Raw genomic sequence first — 15,008 nt, 5'->3', positions numbered from 1 at the left:
GTGTTCACTTGATTTAGTGGCCGTGGCTTCTGCCTACATGCGAGGGCTCAGCCTCGCTGGCTGCCACACTCCCGCTGACTTCCAGCCGCTGCAGAATCCCGCACTCGGGCCCGCCGCCACAGCGTTGGCGCAAGTCCAGCAATTGCTCTTGCAACGCCAACAGCCCATCGATCCGCGCCTTCACATGGTGGATGTGCTCGTCAATCAACGCATTCACGTTTTCGCACTGGTCCTGGGGGCTGTCGCGCAAGCCCAATAGGCTGCGGATTTCTTCCAAGGTCATGTCCAGGCTGCGGCAATTACGGATAAACACCAGTCGCTCGGTGTGCGCTTGGGTGTAAACGCGGTAATTGGCGTCGGTGCGCGCCGGGGGTGGCAGCAGGCCTTCCTTCTCGTAGTAACGGATGGTTTCCACCGGGCAGTCGGTCAGTTTGGCCAGTTCGCCGATCTTCATCGCAGCAATCTCCAAATGGGTGCTTGACCCTATAGTGGCTACAGGGTCTTTACTTGGCAACAGGCACCTTTACGGACGCGACAGAATGAGCGATTCCATCCACACCCCGCATAAACACGAGCATGATCACGACCACGATCATGCCCCGAAAAAACTCACGCCTGTACATGACCACGGCCACGGCGGCTCCTGCTGTTCCGGCACTCCAACTCCGGCGCTGGTGCAATTGAGCGAGGCGCCCACCGCCGGCTCGCGGCTGAGCACTTTCCGCATCGAAGCCATGGACTGCCCCACCGAGCAGACGCTGATCCAGAACAAACTGGGCAAGCTGGCCGGCGTGCAGCAGCTGGAGTTCAATCTGATCAACCGCATCCTCGGCGTCACTCACGACTTGCCGAGTACTGCACCGATCATCGAAGCGATCAAATCCCTGGGGATGCAGGCTGATCCGATCGAAGAGGGCACCCCGGCCGCAGAGCCACCGGCCAAGAAACATTGGTGGCCCCTGGCGTTGTCCGGCGTGGGTGCGTTGGGTGCCGAAGTGCTGCACTTCAGTGGCGTCGCGCCCACCTGGGTGATCGCATTGGTAGCGTTGGTGTCGATCCTCAGCGGCGGCCTCACCACGTACAAAAAGGGCTGGATTGCCCTGAAAAACCTCAACCTGAACATCAATGCGCTGATGAGCATCGCCGTCACCGGTGCGATCCTGATCGGCCAATGGCCGGAAGCCGCCATGGTGATGTTCCTGTTCACCGTGGCCGAGTTGATCGAAGCCAAGTCCCTGGACCGTGCGCGTAATGCAATCAGCGGCTTGATGCAGATGACGCCGGAGCAAGCCACGGTGCGGCAGGCTGATGGTTCCTGGGTTGAAAAAGAAGTCAAAAGCATTGAGTTGGGCGCAATCGTGCGGGTAAAACCTGGCGAGCGTATCGGCTTGGACGGGGAAGTCACCGCCGGCCAATCCACCATCGACCAAGCGCCGATCACCGGTGAAAGCCTGCCGATCGAAAAGACCGTGGGCGATAAGGTCTTCGCCGGCACCATCAACCAGGCCGGTTCCCTGGAATACAGAGTCACTGCAGCGGCCAACAACTCCACCTTGGCGCGCATCATTCACGCGGTGGAACAGGCCCAAGGCGCGCGCGCGCCGACCCAGCGCTTTGTCGACAGCTTCTCGAAAATCTACACCCCGGCGGTGTTTCTGTTCGCCCTCGGCGTGGCCATTATTCCGCCGCTGTTCATGGCCGGCGCCTGGTTCGACTGGATCTACCGCGCCCTGGTGCTGCTGGTGGTGGCGTGCCCGTGTGCGCTGGTGATTTCCACCCCGGTGACCATCGTCAGCGGCCTGGCGGCGGCGGCGCGTAAAGGCATCTTGATCAAGGGCGGCGTGTACTTGGAGGGTGGTTACAAGCTCGACTATGTGGCCCTCGACAAGACCGGCACCATCACCCACGGCAAGCCGGTGCAAACCGATTACCTGGCGCTGTTCCCCAATGTCGCAGACAGCGCGCCGGCTTTGGCTGCCAGTCTGGCCGGGCGTTCCGATCACCCGGTGTCGCTGGCGATTGCCAACGCGGCTGTGGATAAAAACCTGCCCACCCATGTTGTGGATAACTTCGAGGCCCTGGCCGGTCGGGGCGTGCGTGGCGACATCAACGGCGAAACCTACCACCTGGGCAACCACCGCCTGGTGGAAGACCTGGGCCTGTGCTCGCCGGAACTGGAAGAAAAACTCTTCGCCCTGGAAAAACAGGGCAAATCGGTGGTGCTGTTACTCGATAAGTCCGGCCCATTGGCACTGTTCGCTGTGGCCGACACGGTCAAGGACAGCAGCCGCGAAGCTATCCAACAACTGCACGAGCTGGGCATCAAGACCCTGATGCTCACCGGCGACAACACTCACACCGCTCAGGCGATTGCCGCCCAGGTGGGCATCGACCAGGCTCAGGGTGACCTGTTGCCGACGGACAAGCTGCAAGCCATCGAATCGCTCTACGGCCAAGGCCACCGCGTGGGTATGGTCGGTGACGGCATCAACGACGCCCCGGCGTTGGCCCGTGCCGAGATCGGTTTTGCCATGGCCGCAGCGGGCACCGATACCGCCATCGAAACCGCCGACGTGGCCTTGATGGACGATGATTTACGCAAGATTCCGGCATTCATTCGTCTGTCGCGGCAAACGTCGAGTATCCTCAAGCAGAACATCGCCCTGGCGTTGGTAATCAAGGCGATCTTCCTGGTGGTCACCTTCCTGGGCTTGGCCACCATGTGGATGGCGGTGTTCGCCGACATGGGCGTGGCCCTGCTGGTGGTGTTCAATGGCCTGCGCCTGTTGCGCAAATAAACGATGAGAGGGTGGTGTGCTGAGTGCCGAGTTAAAGGCGTTTTTCATGGTCGCCCGCCTGGGCAGCATTACCCAGGCGGCGAAAAAACTCGGCCTGAGCCAACCTACGGTCACCACCCAGATCCGTAACCTGGAAAGCCAGTACGGCGTCGAGCTGTTCTACCGCGGCGGCCGCCGCCTCACCGTCAGCGACGAGGGTGCGCGCTTGCTGCCGATGGTCAAGGCGCTGTTGCAGCAAGAAGCGGACATCGAGTTTTTCCTGCGCAACAGTGGCCAGGTCCAGGGCGCATTGAGGATTGCCGCCACGGCGCCTTACTACATCCTCGACCTGGTCAAAGCCTTCCGCGAGCGTCTGCCGCAAGTGGAAGTGTCGGTGGAAATCGGCAACTCCCAACAAGTGCTTGAAGCCTTGGACGACTACCGCGTCGACGTCGCCGCCTCCTCGCAACTGCTGGAGGACCCGCGCCTGATCCGCCGTGTGCTGGGCACCGACCCGCTGGTGCTGGCAGTGCATCGCAACCATCCGCTGGCCAAGTTGGATCATGTGCCGCTCTCGGCGTTGGCCGGGCACACATTGTTGATGCGCGAGGCGGGCTCAACCACGCGGAGCCTGACTGAGGAACTCTTGCAAAGCGCCAACGTGAGCTATGGCCCGTTGCTGGAGATTGGCAGCCGCGAGTCGATCCGTGAGGCGGTGTTGCGCAACATAGGCATCAGCATCATTGCGCGGCAGGAAGTGCCACACGACCCGCAACTGCGCGTGCTGACTATCGAGAATGCGCCGCAGATTCCGGAGTACCTGTACTGCCTCAAGGAGCGCAAAGGCGCACGATTGCCGGCGGCGTTCCTGGGGTTGGCGCAGGAAATGTCTCCACTCTAACGGTCGAGTAAGATCTCTGTGGTGAGCGGGCTTGCCCCGCGCGGGGCAAGCCCGCTCACCACAATGGTGTTCGCGTCCTACCCAAATCCACCAATACCACTATCGCCGGGTTTTGCCTTTCTGCCACATGAGGGACGCAATGCCTGCCTAGCATGGGCTTCATCAGTTCGATGAGGTGCCTTGCATGAACACAGCCCTGACCCAACCCGGCGCGCCGATGAAAGTGCGCGGTATCCAGAAACGCTTCGGCGCCTTCACCGCGCTGGACAACGTCTCCCTGGACGTCGCCGCCGGCGAACTGGTGTGCCTGCTGGGCCCGTCCGGTTGCGGCAAGACCACCTTGCTGCGTTGCATCGCTGGCCTGGAGCGCCAGGACAGCGGCGAACTGTACCTGGGCAGCCGTGATGTTTCCCTACTGCCGCCCCAGGCACGGGACTACGGCATTCTGTTCCAGTCCTACGCGCTTTTCCCCAACCTTACCGTCGAAGCGAACATCGGCTACGGTCTCACTGGCAGCGGTCGCGAGGAAGTGCGCAAGCGTGTCGGGCAGATGCTGGAATTGGTCGGCCTGGTCGGCAGCGAAAAGAAATACCCCGGCCAACTCTCCGGCGGACAGCAACAACGCGTCGCACTGGCCCGAGCCCTGGCGCCTGCACCTTCACTGTTGTTGCTGGACGAGCCAATGTCGGCCCTCGACGCCCGCGTCCGTGAGCATCTGTGCACCGAGTTGCGCCAACTGCAACGTCGCCTGGGCATCACCACGCTGATGGTCACCCACAACCAGGACGAAGCCATGCTGATGGCCGACCGCATCGCCGTGATGAACAACGGCAAGGTCGAGCAATACGCCACGCCCCAGGAGATCTACGACCGCCCGGCCACGCCGTTCGTGGCGGAGTTTGTCGGCCAGGGCAACTGGTTGCCGTTCAGTCGCAACAGTGCCAGTCACGCCCAGGTCGGTGGGATGAACATGCGCCTGGCCGACGATGCCGGTGTGGCCAAGTCAGGCCGCTTGTTCTGCCGCCCTGAGGCGATCAGCGTCAACCCGCCGGTGCATGAAGAAAACCTGTTTCCGGCCAAGGTCCGCGAGATCACTTTCCTCGGCAACCGTTGCCGCATGAGTTTCGAGCTGGAGCAACTGCCCGGTCATCCGCTGCTCGCTGAATTGGCCCCGGAAGCCATGCCGCGCCTGGGCGCCCAGGACATCTGGGTGGCCTTGCCGCCGCGCAGCCTGCAGGTGTTTGCCTGAGATGGCCGCTGTCATGACGCTGCCACGACCGGTGTCCCGCGCCGAAACCGGTGACCGAATTTTCATCGTCGGCGGCAAACTGCTGTGGCTGTTGCTGCTGGGCCTGGCTGTCTTGATGCCGCTGCTGGCGATCTTCTGGCGCGGTTTCAGTAGTGAAGCCGGGCAGGGCGGTGGTCTGGTGGCTGCACAGGAACTGATCACCAGCGCCAACTTCCACTGGCTGCTGGGCAATAGCCTGAAAGTTTCCCTCAGCGTGGCGGCTATCGTCGTACCGCTGGCCTACCTGTTTGCCTACGCCCTGCAACGCACGTTGATCCCCGGCAAGGCGATCTGGCGTGGCATGTCGTTGCTGCCGTTGATGGCGCCGTCGATGTTGCCGGGCATTGCGCTGGTCTACTTGTTCGGCAACCAGGGCATGCTGCGCGGGTTGCTCTCGGACAATATCTACGGCTTCTGGGGCATTGTGCTGGGTGAGGTGATCTACACCTTCCCACACGCTTTGATGATTTTGTTGTCGGCGCTGTCCCTGGCGGATGCGCGCCTGTTCGATGCAGCCTCCAGCATGGGCGCCAGCCCGGCGCGGGCGTTTCGCAGCATTACCTGGCCGGCCACGCGCCAGGCCGTGTTCGCCGCGTTCTGTCTGGTGTTCACCCTGACCATCACCGACTTCGGCGTGCCCGTGGTGGTTGGCGGCGATTATCAGGTGTTGGCGCTGGAAGCCTACAAGGCGGTGGTCGGCCAGCAACAGTTCGGTCGCGGCGCGCTGATCGGCATGGTGTTACTGCTACCGGCGCTGTTCAGCTTTGCTGTGGATGCCTGGCTGCGCCGCCGTCATGGCGATTCCATGAGCGGCCGTGCCCAAGTGTTTCAGCCAGCACCATCACGCATGAGGGACGGATGTTACCTGGCCATCGTGCTGCTGATCTGCGCCGTGTTACTGCTGGTGTTCGGCATGGCGGTGTATTCGTCGCTGGTGAAGTTCTGGCCGTACAACCTGTCGCTATCGCTCAACCACTACCAGTTCGAAGACACGGCTGGCGGTGGCTGGCTGGCCTATCGCAACAGCCTGACCATGGCGTTGTGCACCGCATTGATCGGCAGCGTGTTGATCTTCACCGGCGCGTACCTGATGGAAAAGACCAAGGGCCAGAAGGGGCTGAATCTGGCCCTGCGCATGCTCAGCTTTGTGCCGATGGCCGTTCCGGGCTTGGTGCTGGGCTTGGGCTACGTGTTCTTTTTCAACCTCAATGGAAACCCGCTGCATGTGTTCTACGGGACCATGACGTTGCTGGTGGTGTGCACCGTTGCTCACTATCTGACCACCGCGCAGATGACTGCCACCACGGCGCTGCGCCAACTGGACGCCGAGTTCGAAGCCGCCGCCTTGTCCCTCAAGGCACCGCTGTACCGGCATTACCTGAAAGTGACGGTGCCGATCTGCCTGCCGGCGTTGCTGGACATCGTGCGCTACCTGTTTGTGTCGGCAATGACCACGGTGTCAGCCGCGATTTTTCTCTACAGCCCCGACACCATCCTCGCCGCCGTCGCCGTGTTGAACATGGACGACGCCGGCAACGTGGGCGGCGCGGCGGCCATGTCGACCCTGATCCTGTTCACCTCAGCCGGCGTCTCGCTGTTGCTGGCGTGGGCCTCACGTGGCGCGTTGCGCCGCTCCCAAGCCTGGCGCCAGAGCGCACCCGGCCAATAAATATCCCTGAAGGAGGTGCTCCGTGTTCAAGCCCCTGGCGCTGGTCGCTGCCGTACTGACTGCATTCAGCCTGAATGCCTTCGCCAAGACCGAGTTGACCGTGTACACGGCCCTCGAAGCCGAGCAGTTGAAGACCTACAAAAAGGCCTTCGAACAGGCCAACCCTGATATCGAAATCAAATGGGTGCGCGACTCTACCGGCATCATCACCGCCAAGCTGCTGGCCGAGAAAGACCGCCCGCAAGCCGACGCAGTCTGGGGCCTGGCCGCTTCCAGCCTGGCGATCCTCGATCAGCAGGGCATGCTGGACAACTACGCGCCGAAGGACCTGGACAAGATCGGCAAGAACTATCGCGACGCCGCCAACCCGCCGGCCTGGGTCGGCATGGATGTGTGGGCCGCAACGATTTGCTTCAACACCGTCGAAGCCGAAAAGCAGGGCCTGACCAAGCCGGTGAGCTGGCAGGACCTGACCAAGCCTGAGTACAAGGGCAAGATCGTCATGCCCAACCCTGCCTCGTCCGGCACCGGTTTCCTGGACGTCAGCGCTTGGTTGCAGACCTACGGCGAGAAGCAAGGCTGGCAGTACATGGACGATCTGCACCAGAACATCGGCCAGTACGTTCACTCCGGCTCCAAGCCTTGCAAGCTCGCGGCTTCGGGTGAGTTCCCGATCGGTATTTCCTTCGAATACCCGGCCGTGCAGTTGAAACGCCAGGGCGCGCCGCTGGACATCATCTTGCCGAAAGAAGGCCTGGGCTGGGACATCGAAGCCACTGCCGTCATGAAAGGCACCCACAACGCCGACGCCGCGAAAAAGCTCGCGGATTTCTCCGCCAGCCCGGCTGCCATGGACCTGTACAAGGACAACTTCGCCGTCCTCGCTCAGCCTGGCATTGCCAAGCCGCAGACCGAATTGCCAGCCGACTATGAACAACGCCTGATCAAGAACGACTTCGCGTGGGCCTCGAAGAACCGTGACAGCATTTTGACCGAATGGCGCAAGCGCTATGACGGCAAGTCGGAAAAACAATAATTTTACCTCTACCTGTAGGAGCGAGCTTGCTCGCGAAGAACGAATAGGCGACGCGAGCAACCAGAAGCGCTGCGTCATCGTTGACGCTCTTCGCGAGCAAGCTCGCTCCTACAGAGGGCTGCGAAATCCATGACGAAGCACAGTGATCTACTGATTATCGGCGCCGGCATCCTCGGCCTGTCCCACGCCTTTGCCGCCGCCAAACGCGGGCTCAAGGTCAAGGTGTTCGAACGCAGCGCCACGCCACTGGGCGCCTCGGTGCGCAACTTCGGCCAGGCCCTGGTCACCGGGCAACCGCCGGGGCCGATGCTTGACCTGGCACGGCAAAGCCGTGACATTTGGGGCCATTGGGCGCAAGTCGCCGGGCTGCAACTCAAGCGCAACGGCGCGTACCTGTTTGCCCGCACCGAAGCGGAAGAACACTTGCTGGAAGCCTTCTGTGAGGGGCGTGCACAAGAGCACGGCTACAACGTCGAACTGCTGCAAGGCGCGGCGATGAAGGACCTGTATGGCGGCCAGTTCTGCCATCACCGCGCTGCGCTGCACGGCAAGGACGATCAGCAACTGTATTCCCGTGAAGCGATCCCAGCGCTGATCAACTACCTGGCGCAAGAGCTGAACGTGGAGTTTTATTTCTCAACCTTGGTGCGTGACGTTGAACCGGGCCAGTTGCACAGCACGGCAGGCAGCTTTCGCGGCGAGCAGATCATTGTGTGCTCCGGCCACGACTACCAGACCGTGCTGGCCGAAGCGATGGCCGAACTCAATCCGAGTATCTGCCGCCTGCAAATGTTACGTGCCCGGCCCGCCGTCAACCTGAACCTGCAACACGCGTTGCTCACCGGCTTGAGCTGCGTGCACTACGGCGCTTTCGCCGACCTGCCGGAAGCGGTGCCGGTGCAGGCGCAAATCCTGCGCGATGCTCCGCACCTGCACGAACACGGCATTCACCTGCTGATCAGCCCGACGCCCCATGGCGAATTGATCATCGGTGATTCCCATGACTACGGCAGCGACGCGTCGCCCTTCAACGCTGAGCAGGTGGATGACTGGATGATCGAACTGGCTGAGCAGACCTTGGGCTGCAAAATCCAGGTGGTGGAGCGTTGGCAGGGTGTGTACGGCTCGCGGGGGCCGGGGCCGTTTTCATTCCTGCGCGTGGCGCCGGGAGTGAGCGCCGCGTTGATGCACACGGGCGTGGGCATGAGCGTGGGGCCGGCGATGGCCGAGCGCAATATCAGTACCTTGTGGGGAGTTGCGTGATGAACCCGGAACAGATCATCGCCGAGGTCTTCGGCTTGTATGAGCAGCACGGCACGGCGGATTACATCGGCGAGCCGGTGTCGCAGATCGAGCACATGTCCCAGGCCGCGCAACTCGCCATGGCCGAAGGCTTTGATGATGAAGTGGTGCTGGCGGCGTTTTTCCACGACATCGGGCATCTCTGCGGCCAGGGCGAGGAAAACATGGGGGGTTATGGCGTGGTCAGCCATGAACGGCTGGGGGCCGACTATCTGCGTCGCGCAGGGTTCAGCGAGCGCATGGCCACGTTGGTGGAGTATCACGTGCAGGCCAAGCGCTACCTGACCTTCAGCCAGCCGGACTATTACGCGTGCCTGAGCGAAGCCAGCCGCCGCACCTTGGCGTATCAGGGTGGGGTGATGAGTGCCGAGGAGGCTCAGGCGTTTGCGCAGGGCCCGCTGTGCGCCGTGAGTTTGCGCATGCGTCATTGGGATGAGCAGGCCAAGCAGAGGCATGTGCCGGTACTTGACCTGCAGATACTCAAGGCAAAGGCTGCGCGGCTACTGGTTGCGTAGACAGGCCCTACACCCAACGCAGACTCGCCGTCTGGAGGCGGGGGCATCGCGTCATTAAGGTGTTTGCTTCTTACCTTAAGGAGCAACACGGATGCGTTACTTGAAAGCCACTGCCCAGGACATGAGTGGTAATGGCCGCGCCGATACGGTCATCCTGCATTTTTATGAGCATCAGGCAGGTTGCCCGGATGAACTGGTTCACGAGATCTTCGCGGTGGACATGAGTGCCGATGGCCGTGTCGATCTACAGTGGGCGGAGGACCTGAACCCCGTCAGCCGGCCACGTGTGCTGGATACAGAGCGGGTTGATAGTTTTGCCGACAGTTTCTTGAAACTGGGCTGGTTCAATCAGCGCAGCCATTGGCAGCGTACGTTGACGATGTACGTCGATCACTTCGGTAAAACCGGAATGCCCAACGCGATCAAGCTCGACTTCCATGAGCGCACGACGTCTAGGTGCAAGTCGTCGCTGGTTTACCAAGCGGCTGCTTATGACGGCGACAGTGATGGCGTGTTGGAGTCGTTCACCAATAGCGACATCGACCGCAATGGGGTAGTCGATAAAGCCGATAAAGAACTGATTCGCTCGCTATGTACGGCTTTCCTGGCGTTTGGGTGGTTTGTGCAGTAACTCGGTCAGGTCTCATCAAGCCGAGCGGCCAGGGCTTCGACCTGCTCCTGGCGCTCGGCCTGGCTGAGCCTGGCGTGAGGGTTGAGGGACGACCATTGCGGGTGGGCGCGGGCTTTGTGCAGCGCGTCCGGCAACTTGCCTTCGCGCCAGGTCTTGTCCTGGGGTGTATCGACCTTGATGCTGTGCATCGCCGCATGGCCGCGCAGGTTCAGGGCCTTGAGCAGCTGGCGCTGACGCAGGGCGAGCAGGCGCAGCACGCTGTCATCTACGGTCAGCTCGCGCTGGCCTTTGATTTTGCCCAGCAACCGGCTGCCATAGCTGCGCGCAGTCTGCAGGGCGCCACCGGCAATCGCGCCGGCCAGGGCGGCGGCGCCCAAGGTCAGGCCGCCGACTAGCAGGTCCACGCCCGCACCCGCTGCCGCGCCTGCGGCGATCCCGCCACCGACGCGCACGCCGAGTTGCTTGAGGGTTTCCGGATTGAACAGGTCATCGCCCCAGCGCCCGTTGAGCAAAGGCAAGTCGCTGGCGGCGGCGTCTTGTGGGCGGAAGCCAAATAATTTGAGCAGGGCTTCCACACATTTTTGTTCACGCTGGCGCACGGCTTTGCGCAGGTCGCTGATGGCTTGTTGCTCATCTTCAGTGACCACACTGCGGCGACAGGCGGCGCAGTCGATCAGCAGTTCGGCGATCAGTCGCGCAGCACTTTGCTGGCGGGCCTGGCGCTGGGCCACCTGGTCAAGAATCAAGCGCTCCAACTGTGGTCGCGCGCTTTCCAGTAGCAGGGCGAGGCTTTCGTACAAGCGCCGTTCGCCGTCTTCCGGCGGCGCTACGCTGTCAAATCGCACCAGCGCATGCAGGCCAAGGCGGGCCAGGGCTTCGCGCCAGTCTGGCTCGCGGTGGTCGCTGCTGCTGACGAAATTAAGCACGGGCAGCAACGGCTTGCCGCAACTGGCCAGCACTTGTAGCTCGTCGCGGTACTTGGCCAGCACCGGCTCGCGGGCGTCGATCACATACAAGCCGGCATCGGAGGCCAGCAGTTGGCGCAGCACCTTGGCTTCCTGTTCGAAACGCTGGCGGGCTTCGCTGCCTTCCAGGAAGCGCGTCAGGCGGGCCGGCCCATCGAGGCGTTCGCCGGGGCGATCCAGGCGTTCCAGGTAATCGAGCAGGGCGATGGCGTCTTCCAGGCCGGGTGTGTCGTACAGCTCCAGCAAGGCTTCGCCGTCCACCGACAAGCGCGCGCCTTCCACATGCCGTGTCGTGCTGGGGCGATGGGAGACTTCACCGAAGCCAACATCACGCGTGAGGGTGCGCAGCAACGAGGTCTTGCCGACATTGGTGTGGCCGACCACGGCGAGTTTCAGCGGTTTAGTCATGACCCGTCTCCAGCCAGTTCAACGGCGCGCAGTCGGCGAAAGGTAACTCCAGTTGCTGCAACGCGGCGTGCCAGTCGCCTAGGCGTTCGGCGTCCAGCGCCTGGCCGGGTGGCGCTTGCAGCAGCCACACGCGGGTGGCGGTGGCGCTGCGCGCGAGTTCGGCGATCAGCGCCAGGCTGCCGCGATCCGGCGAGCGCCGTGGGTCGCAGGCGACGGCCAGGCGTGCGGGCGGGAAGCGCGAGAGTTGCTCCAGCAGTTTGTGGCGTGATTCGCGGCTGTCGAGGATGCCGGCGTTCTTCACGCTGGCGGGCAGTTTGGGCGGCCAGGGATGTTGGTCGTCCAGTTCGATGGCAACCAGCAGGGCGCCGTCGCTTTCCAGTTCACTGACGCCGCCGCTGACGTGGTGCAACTGCTCGGGCGCGGCATCGTTGACCCCGAGGCGTTCGCTGCTCGGCATCAGACGCTCGCGCAATGGGCTGTAGCCAGGCAGGTTGAGGTCCAGGCGCAGGGCGGCGCGCCCGCGTTTCCAGCGCCACAGGCACAGCAACGCGAGGATCAGGCGGGGCAGCAGGCCATAGACCAGCAGCACGCCGACCAGCCAGGCGGCCCAGGCTTGGCGGGCGCTTTCGATATTCAGGGCGGAGTCGCCGCTGGCGCGGATCATCTCGACGGTCGGCACATTGAAGCCCAACAGAGCAGGCAAGGTGCCGAGGGCCTGGGTGACGGCGACGAAGGTGTCGGCACCGAGAATGGTGGTTTCCCACACGAAGCCGTAGCGGCGGGTAGCGAGTAGCGTGAGCAGAATCACCATGGCGCTGAGCAACGCCAACAACCATAGACTGTTGACCAGCGCCCCTACGGCCCAGCGATTGAGTTTCTGCCGTTGCAGTAGCAGTAACAGTGCTGGCGCCAGTTGGGCGGCTTTGGCATCACGGGCGAATTTTTCGCTGAGCCACAACCATAGTCGCCCCAGGCTGGCACTGTGTTCGCCGGCAAACAGCAGGCCGAACGCCCAACTGATCAGCAGGATCAGGTTCAAGCCAAGCAGGCTGCCCAAGGCCCAGAACACATTCACCGGCGTTAGACCGTTGCCCAGTGCAGCAAACGCCAGGCCTGCGCCGCTGATGACCGCGACGATTGCCAGCAGCACCAGCGCCAGACGCGCACCTTGCAGCCAGCGGGTGAGGGCCGCTGTGAGCCCATCGCGTTCGGCCAGGTGCAAGGCGCGCTGCTGGATACGTGTCGGCAGGTCGCCCCCGGCCGTGCGGGCCAGGCGGTTGGCTTCCAGGTCTTCCAGCGGGCCGGCGTGTTCTTCGCGCAGGCGCACGGTTTCTGTCAGCCAGAGTGTGTGCAGTGGAGTCACGCGTAGTCCTGTTGTGTTTGTGAGCCTGGAGCATAACCCCTGGCTCGGGGCTCTGGTATTCTCGTCGCCATGAAAAAAACTCTCCCTTTAAGCCTGATCGCAGCCCTCGGTGAAAACCGTGTGATCGGCGTCGACAACAGCATGCCCTGGCATTTGCCGGGGGATTTCAAATATTTCAAGGCCACCACGCTTGGCAAGCCGATCATCATGGGGCGCAAGACCTGGGATTCCCTGGGCCGACCGTTGCCGGGGCGCTTGAACATCGTGGTTAGCCGTCAGACCGATCTGGCGCTTGAAGGTGCGGAAGTTTTTCCGTCACTGGAGGCGGCGGTAGAGCGCGCTGAAGCATGGGCCAAGGCGCAAGGCGTGGACGAGCTGATGCTGATCGGCGGTGCGCAATTGTATGCGCAGGGGCTGGAGCAGGCGGATCGCCTGTATTTGACGCGGGTGGCGTTGAGTCCGGAAGGGGATGCTTGGTTTCCGGAGTTTGATACGAAGCAGTGGAAGCTGGTGTCGAATGTCGAGAATGCGGCTGAGGGAGATAAGCCGGCGTATAACTTCGAGGTTTGGGAAAAGGCCTAGGAGCATCGCCGGCAAGCCGGCTCCTACAGTTGATTGCGTTACCCTGTAGGAGCCGGCTTGCCGGCGATAGCGGTCTATCAGGCCTGCGCTAACTCAGCATGCTCATCCGCATTCAACAACGCCTTATCCGTCTGCCCCATGACCTGGCTGGTGATCGCACCGGCGGTCATCGAGCCATTTACGTTCAGCGCCGTACGGCCCATGTCGATCAGCGGCTCTACGGAAATCAGCAGCGCCACCAGTGACACTGGCAAGCCCATGGCCGGCAGCACGATCAGCGCGGCAAAGGTTGCACCGCCCCCCACGCCGGCAACGCCTGCGGAACTCAAGGTCACAATCGCCACCAAAGTCGCGATCCACAGCGGGTCCAGCGGGTTGATGCCTACGGTCGGCGCGACCATCACCGCCAACATCGCAGGGTAAAGACCGGCGCAACCGTTCTGGCCGATGGTCGCGCCAAACGAGGCAGCGAAACCGGCGATGGACTGTGGGATGCCCAGGCGACGGGTCTGCGCTTCAATGCTCAGCGGGATCGCCGCCGCGCTGGAGCGGCTGGTGAAGGCAAAGGTCAGCACCGGCCACACTTTGCGGAAGAAACGCAGCGGGTTGATCCCGGCCAGGGACAGCAGCAGGCCGTGCACCACAAACATCAGGCCCAGGGCCAGGTACGAGACCACGACAAAACTGCCGAGCTTGATGATGTCTTGCAGGTTGGAACCGGCGACCACTTTGGTCATCAGCGCCAATACGCCGTACGGGGTCAGCTTCATCACCAGGCGCACCAGACGCATCACCCAGGCTTGCAGGGTGTCGATCGCGTTGAGCACTTTCTGGCCTTTTTCCACGTCATCCTTGAGCAGTTGCAGCGCGGCAACCCCCAGGAAGGCGGCGAAAATCACCACGCTGATGATCGAGGTCGGCTTGGCCCGGGCCAGGTCGGCAAACGGGTTGGCCGGCACGAACGACAGCAGCAGTTGCGGGATATTCAGGTCGGCAACCTTGCCGGCGTAATCACTCTGGATCACTTGCAGGCGCGCCATTTCCTGGGTGCCGGCCACCAGGCCTTCGGCGGTGAGGCCGAACAGGTTGGTCAGGCCGATACCGATCAGCGCCGCAATTGCGGTGGTGAACAGCAGCGTGCCGATGGTCAAGAAGCTGATCTTGCCCAGCGACGAGGCGTTGTGCAGACGGGCCACAGCGCTGAGGATCGAGGCAAATACCAGCGGGATCACGATCATTTGCAGCAGTTGTACGTAGCCGTTGCCGACCAGATCGAACCAGCCGATGGAGGCCTTGAGCACCGGATTGCCATCGCCGTAGATCGTGTGCAGAACGGTGCCGAACACCACACCGAGCACGAGGGCGAACAGGACCTTCTTGGCGAGGCTCCAGTTAGTACGACGGGTTTGTGCCAGGCCCAGCAACAGGGCCACGAACACCAGTAAGTTGAGAATCAGGGGCAGATTCATTGAAGCTCCGTTGAGAAGGCAGCCAATCGCGTGAGCCTGCGATTGCGAACCGGAAAGCCTAACAGCTTGAAATATATTGATTTAATACCGATATGGAATGGT

General features: G+C 62.2%; 13 protein-coding genes. 9 read left to right on the top strand and 4 right to left on the bottom strand.

What is annotated here, in order from left to right:
- Nucleotides 1-13 precede the first annotated feature (13 nt).
- Complete coding sequence (gene cadR / locus U367_RS0120095; protein WP_016979028.1) at nt 14-454, bottom strand: Cd(II)/Pb(II)-responsive transcriptional regulator; 441 nt, start codon at nt 452-454, stop codon at nt 14-16.
- Between the two features lie 85 nt (nt 455-539).
- Here cadR and U367_RS0120090 point away from each other — a divergent pair, with 85 nt between their 5' ends.
- The 8 genes from U367_RS0120090 (at nt 540) to U367_RS0120055 (ending at nt 10,119) form a co-directional block, all read left to right on the top strand.
- Nucleotides 540-2,798, top strand: coding sequence for a heavy metal translocating P-type ATPase (locus U367_RS0120090; protein WP_028618343.1), 2,259 nt, complete (start codon nt 540-542; stop codon nt 2,796-2,798).
- Between the two features lie 16 nt (nt 2,799-2,814).
- The gene (locus U367_RS0120085) at nt 2,815-3,678 is read left to right on the top strand and encodes a LysR family transcriptional regulator (protein WP_028618342.1); all 864 of its coding nucleotides are present in this window, start codon (nt 2,815-2,817) and stop codon (nt 3,676-3,678) included.
- Between the two features lie 184 nt (nt 3,679-3,862).
- Nucleotides 3,863-4,927 (top strand): putative 2-aminoethylphosphonate ABC transporter ATP-binding protein, encoded by a 1,065-nt coding sequence (locus U367_RS0120080; protein ID WP_028618341.1) that lies wholly within the window; start codon nt 3,863-3,865, stop codon nt 4,925-4,927.
- Nucleotide 4,928: 1 nt separating this feature from the next.
- Entirely contained in the window at nt 4,929-6,635 is a 1,707-nt protein-coding gene (locus tag U367_RS0120075) for a putative 2-aminoethylphosphonate ABC transporter permease subunit (protein WP_028618340.1), read from the top strand.
- Nucleotides 6,636-6,657: 22 nt separating this feature from the next.
- Nucleotides 6,658-7,671, top strand: coding sequence for a putative 2-aminoethylphosphonate ABC transporter substrate-binding protein (locus tag U367_RS0120070; RefSeq protein WP_016975997.1), 1,014 nt, complete (start codon nt 6,658-6,660; stop codon nt 7,669-7,671).
- 129 nt (nt 7,672-7,800) lie between these two features.
- Nucleotides 7,801-8,934, top strand: a complete 1,134-nt coding sequence (locus tag U367_RS0120065; protein ID WP_028618339.1) for a TIGR03364 family FAD-dependent oxidoreductase — start codon at nt 7,801-7,803, stop codon at nt 8,932-8,934.
- Nucleotides 8,934-9,488 carry a phosphonate degradation HD-domain oxygenase gene (locus U367_RS0120060; RefSeq protein WP_028618338.1) on the top strand — a complete coding sequence of 185 codons (555 nt, stop codon included), beginning with the start codon at nt 8,934-8,936 and terminating at the stop codon, nt 9,486-9,488. The genes U367_RS0120065 and U367_RS0120060 overlap by 1 nt, the downstream gene beginning before the upstream one ends.
- Before the next feature lie 91 nt (nt 9,489-9,579).
- Nucleotides 9,580-10,119 (top strand): hypothetical protein, encoded by a 540-nt coding sequence (locus tag U367_RS0120055; RefSeq protein ID WP_028618337.1) that lies wholly within the window; start codon nt 9,580-9,582, stop codon nt 10,117-10,119.
- Between the two features lie 5 nt (nt 10,120-10,124).
- Here the strand turns inward: U367_RS0120055 and U367_RS0120050 are convergent, their stop codons facing one another.
- Both U367_RS0120050 and U367_RS0120045 read right to left on the bottom strand, forming a co-directional pair.
- Nucleotides 10,125-11,492, bottom strand: a complete 1,368-nt coding sequence (locus U367_RS0120050; RefSeq protein WP_028618336.1) for a DUF3482 domain-containing protein — start codon at nt 11,490-11,492, stop codon at nt 10,125-10,127.
- Nucleotides 11,485-12,855 (bottom strand): DUF2868 domain-containing protein, encoded by a 1,371-nt coding sequence (locus U367_RS0120045; protein WP_028618335.1) that lies wholly within the window; start codon nt 12,853-12,855, stop codon nt 11,485-11,487. The genes U367_RS0120050 and U367_RS0120045 overlap by 8 nt, the downstream gene beginning before the upstream one ends.
- A gap of 69 nt (nt 12,856-12,924) precedes the next feature.
- Here U367_RS0120045 and U367_RS0120040 point away from each other — a divergent pair, with 69 nt between their 5' ends.
- Nucleotides 12,925-13,437, top strand: coding sequence for a dihydrofolate reductase (locus tag U367_RS0120040; RefSeq protein ID WP_028618334.1), 513 nt, complete (start codon nt 12,925-12,927; stop codon nt 13,435-13,437).
- A 77-nt stretch (nt 13,438-13,514) separates the two neighbouring features.
- On the opposite strand, the gene U367_RS0120035 is transcribed toward U367_RS0120040, so the two are convergent.
- Nucleotides 13,515-14,906 (bottom strand): L-cystine transporter, encoded by a 1,392-nt coding sequence (locus U367_RS0120035; RefSeq protein ID WP_028618333.1) that lies wholly within the window; start codon nt 14,904-14,906, stop codon nt 13,515-13,517.
- Nucleotides 14,907-15,008: the final 102 nt, after the last annotated feature.

It is taken from the genome of Pseudomonas canadensis (assembly GCF_000503215.1).
GTDB lineage: Bacteria > Pseudomonadota > Gammaproteobacteria > Pseudomonadales > Pseudomonadaceae > Aquipseudomonas > Aquipseudomonas canadensis.
The sequence above is the reverse complement of the archived record's forward strand: the minus strand, read 5'-3'. Positions and strand labels throughout refer to the sequence as shown.

What these genes read in the sequence shown, in the direction of transcription:
- U367_RS0120050 (WP_028618336.1), bottom strand. Translation starts at nt 11,492, where the DNA reads ATGACTAAACCGCTGAAACTCGCCGTGGTCGGCCACACCAATGTCGGC.
- cadR (WP_016979028.1), bottom strand. Translation starts at nt 454, where the DNA reads ATGAAGATCGGCGAACTGGCCAAACTGACCGACTGCCCGGTGGAAACC.
- U367_RS0120040 (WP_028618334.1), top strand. Translation starts at nt 12,925, where the DNA reads ATGAAAAAAACTCTCCCTTTAAGCCTGATCGCAGCCCTCGGTGAAAAC.
- U367_RS0120065 (WP_028618339.1), top strand. Translation starts at nt 7,801, where the DNA reads ATGACGAAGCACAGTGATCTACTGATTATCGGCGCCGGCATCCTCGGC.
- U367_RS0120090 (WP_028618343.1), top strand. Translation starts at nt 540, where the DNA reads ATGAGCGATTCCATCCACACCCCGCATAAACACGAGCATGATCACGAC.
- U367_RS0120055 (WP_028618337.1), top strand. Translation starts at nt 9,580, where the DNA reads ATGCGTTACTTGAAAGCCACTGCCCAGGACATGAGTGGTAATGGCCGC.
- U367_RS0120060 (WP_028618338.1), top strand. Translation starts at nt 8,934, where the DNA reads ATGAACCCGGAACAGATCATCGCCGAGGTCTTCGGCTTGTATGAGCAG.
- U367_RS0120080 (WP_028618341.1), top strand. Translation starts at nt 3,863, where the DNA reads ATGAACACAGCCCTGACCCAACCCGGCGCGCCGATGAAAGTGCGCGGT.
- U367_RS0120075 (WP_028618340.1), top strand. Translation starts at nt 4,929, where the DNA reads ATGGCCGCTGTCATGACGCTGCCACGACCGGTGTCCCGCGCCGAAACC.
- U367_RS0120035 (WP_028618333.1), bottom strand. Translation starts at nt 14,906, where the DNA reads ATGAATCTGCCCCTGATTCTCAACTTACTGGTGTTCGTGGCCCTGTTG.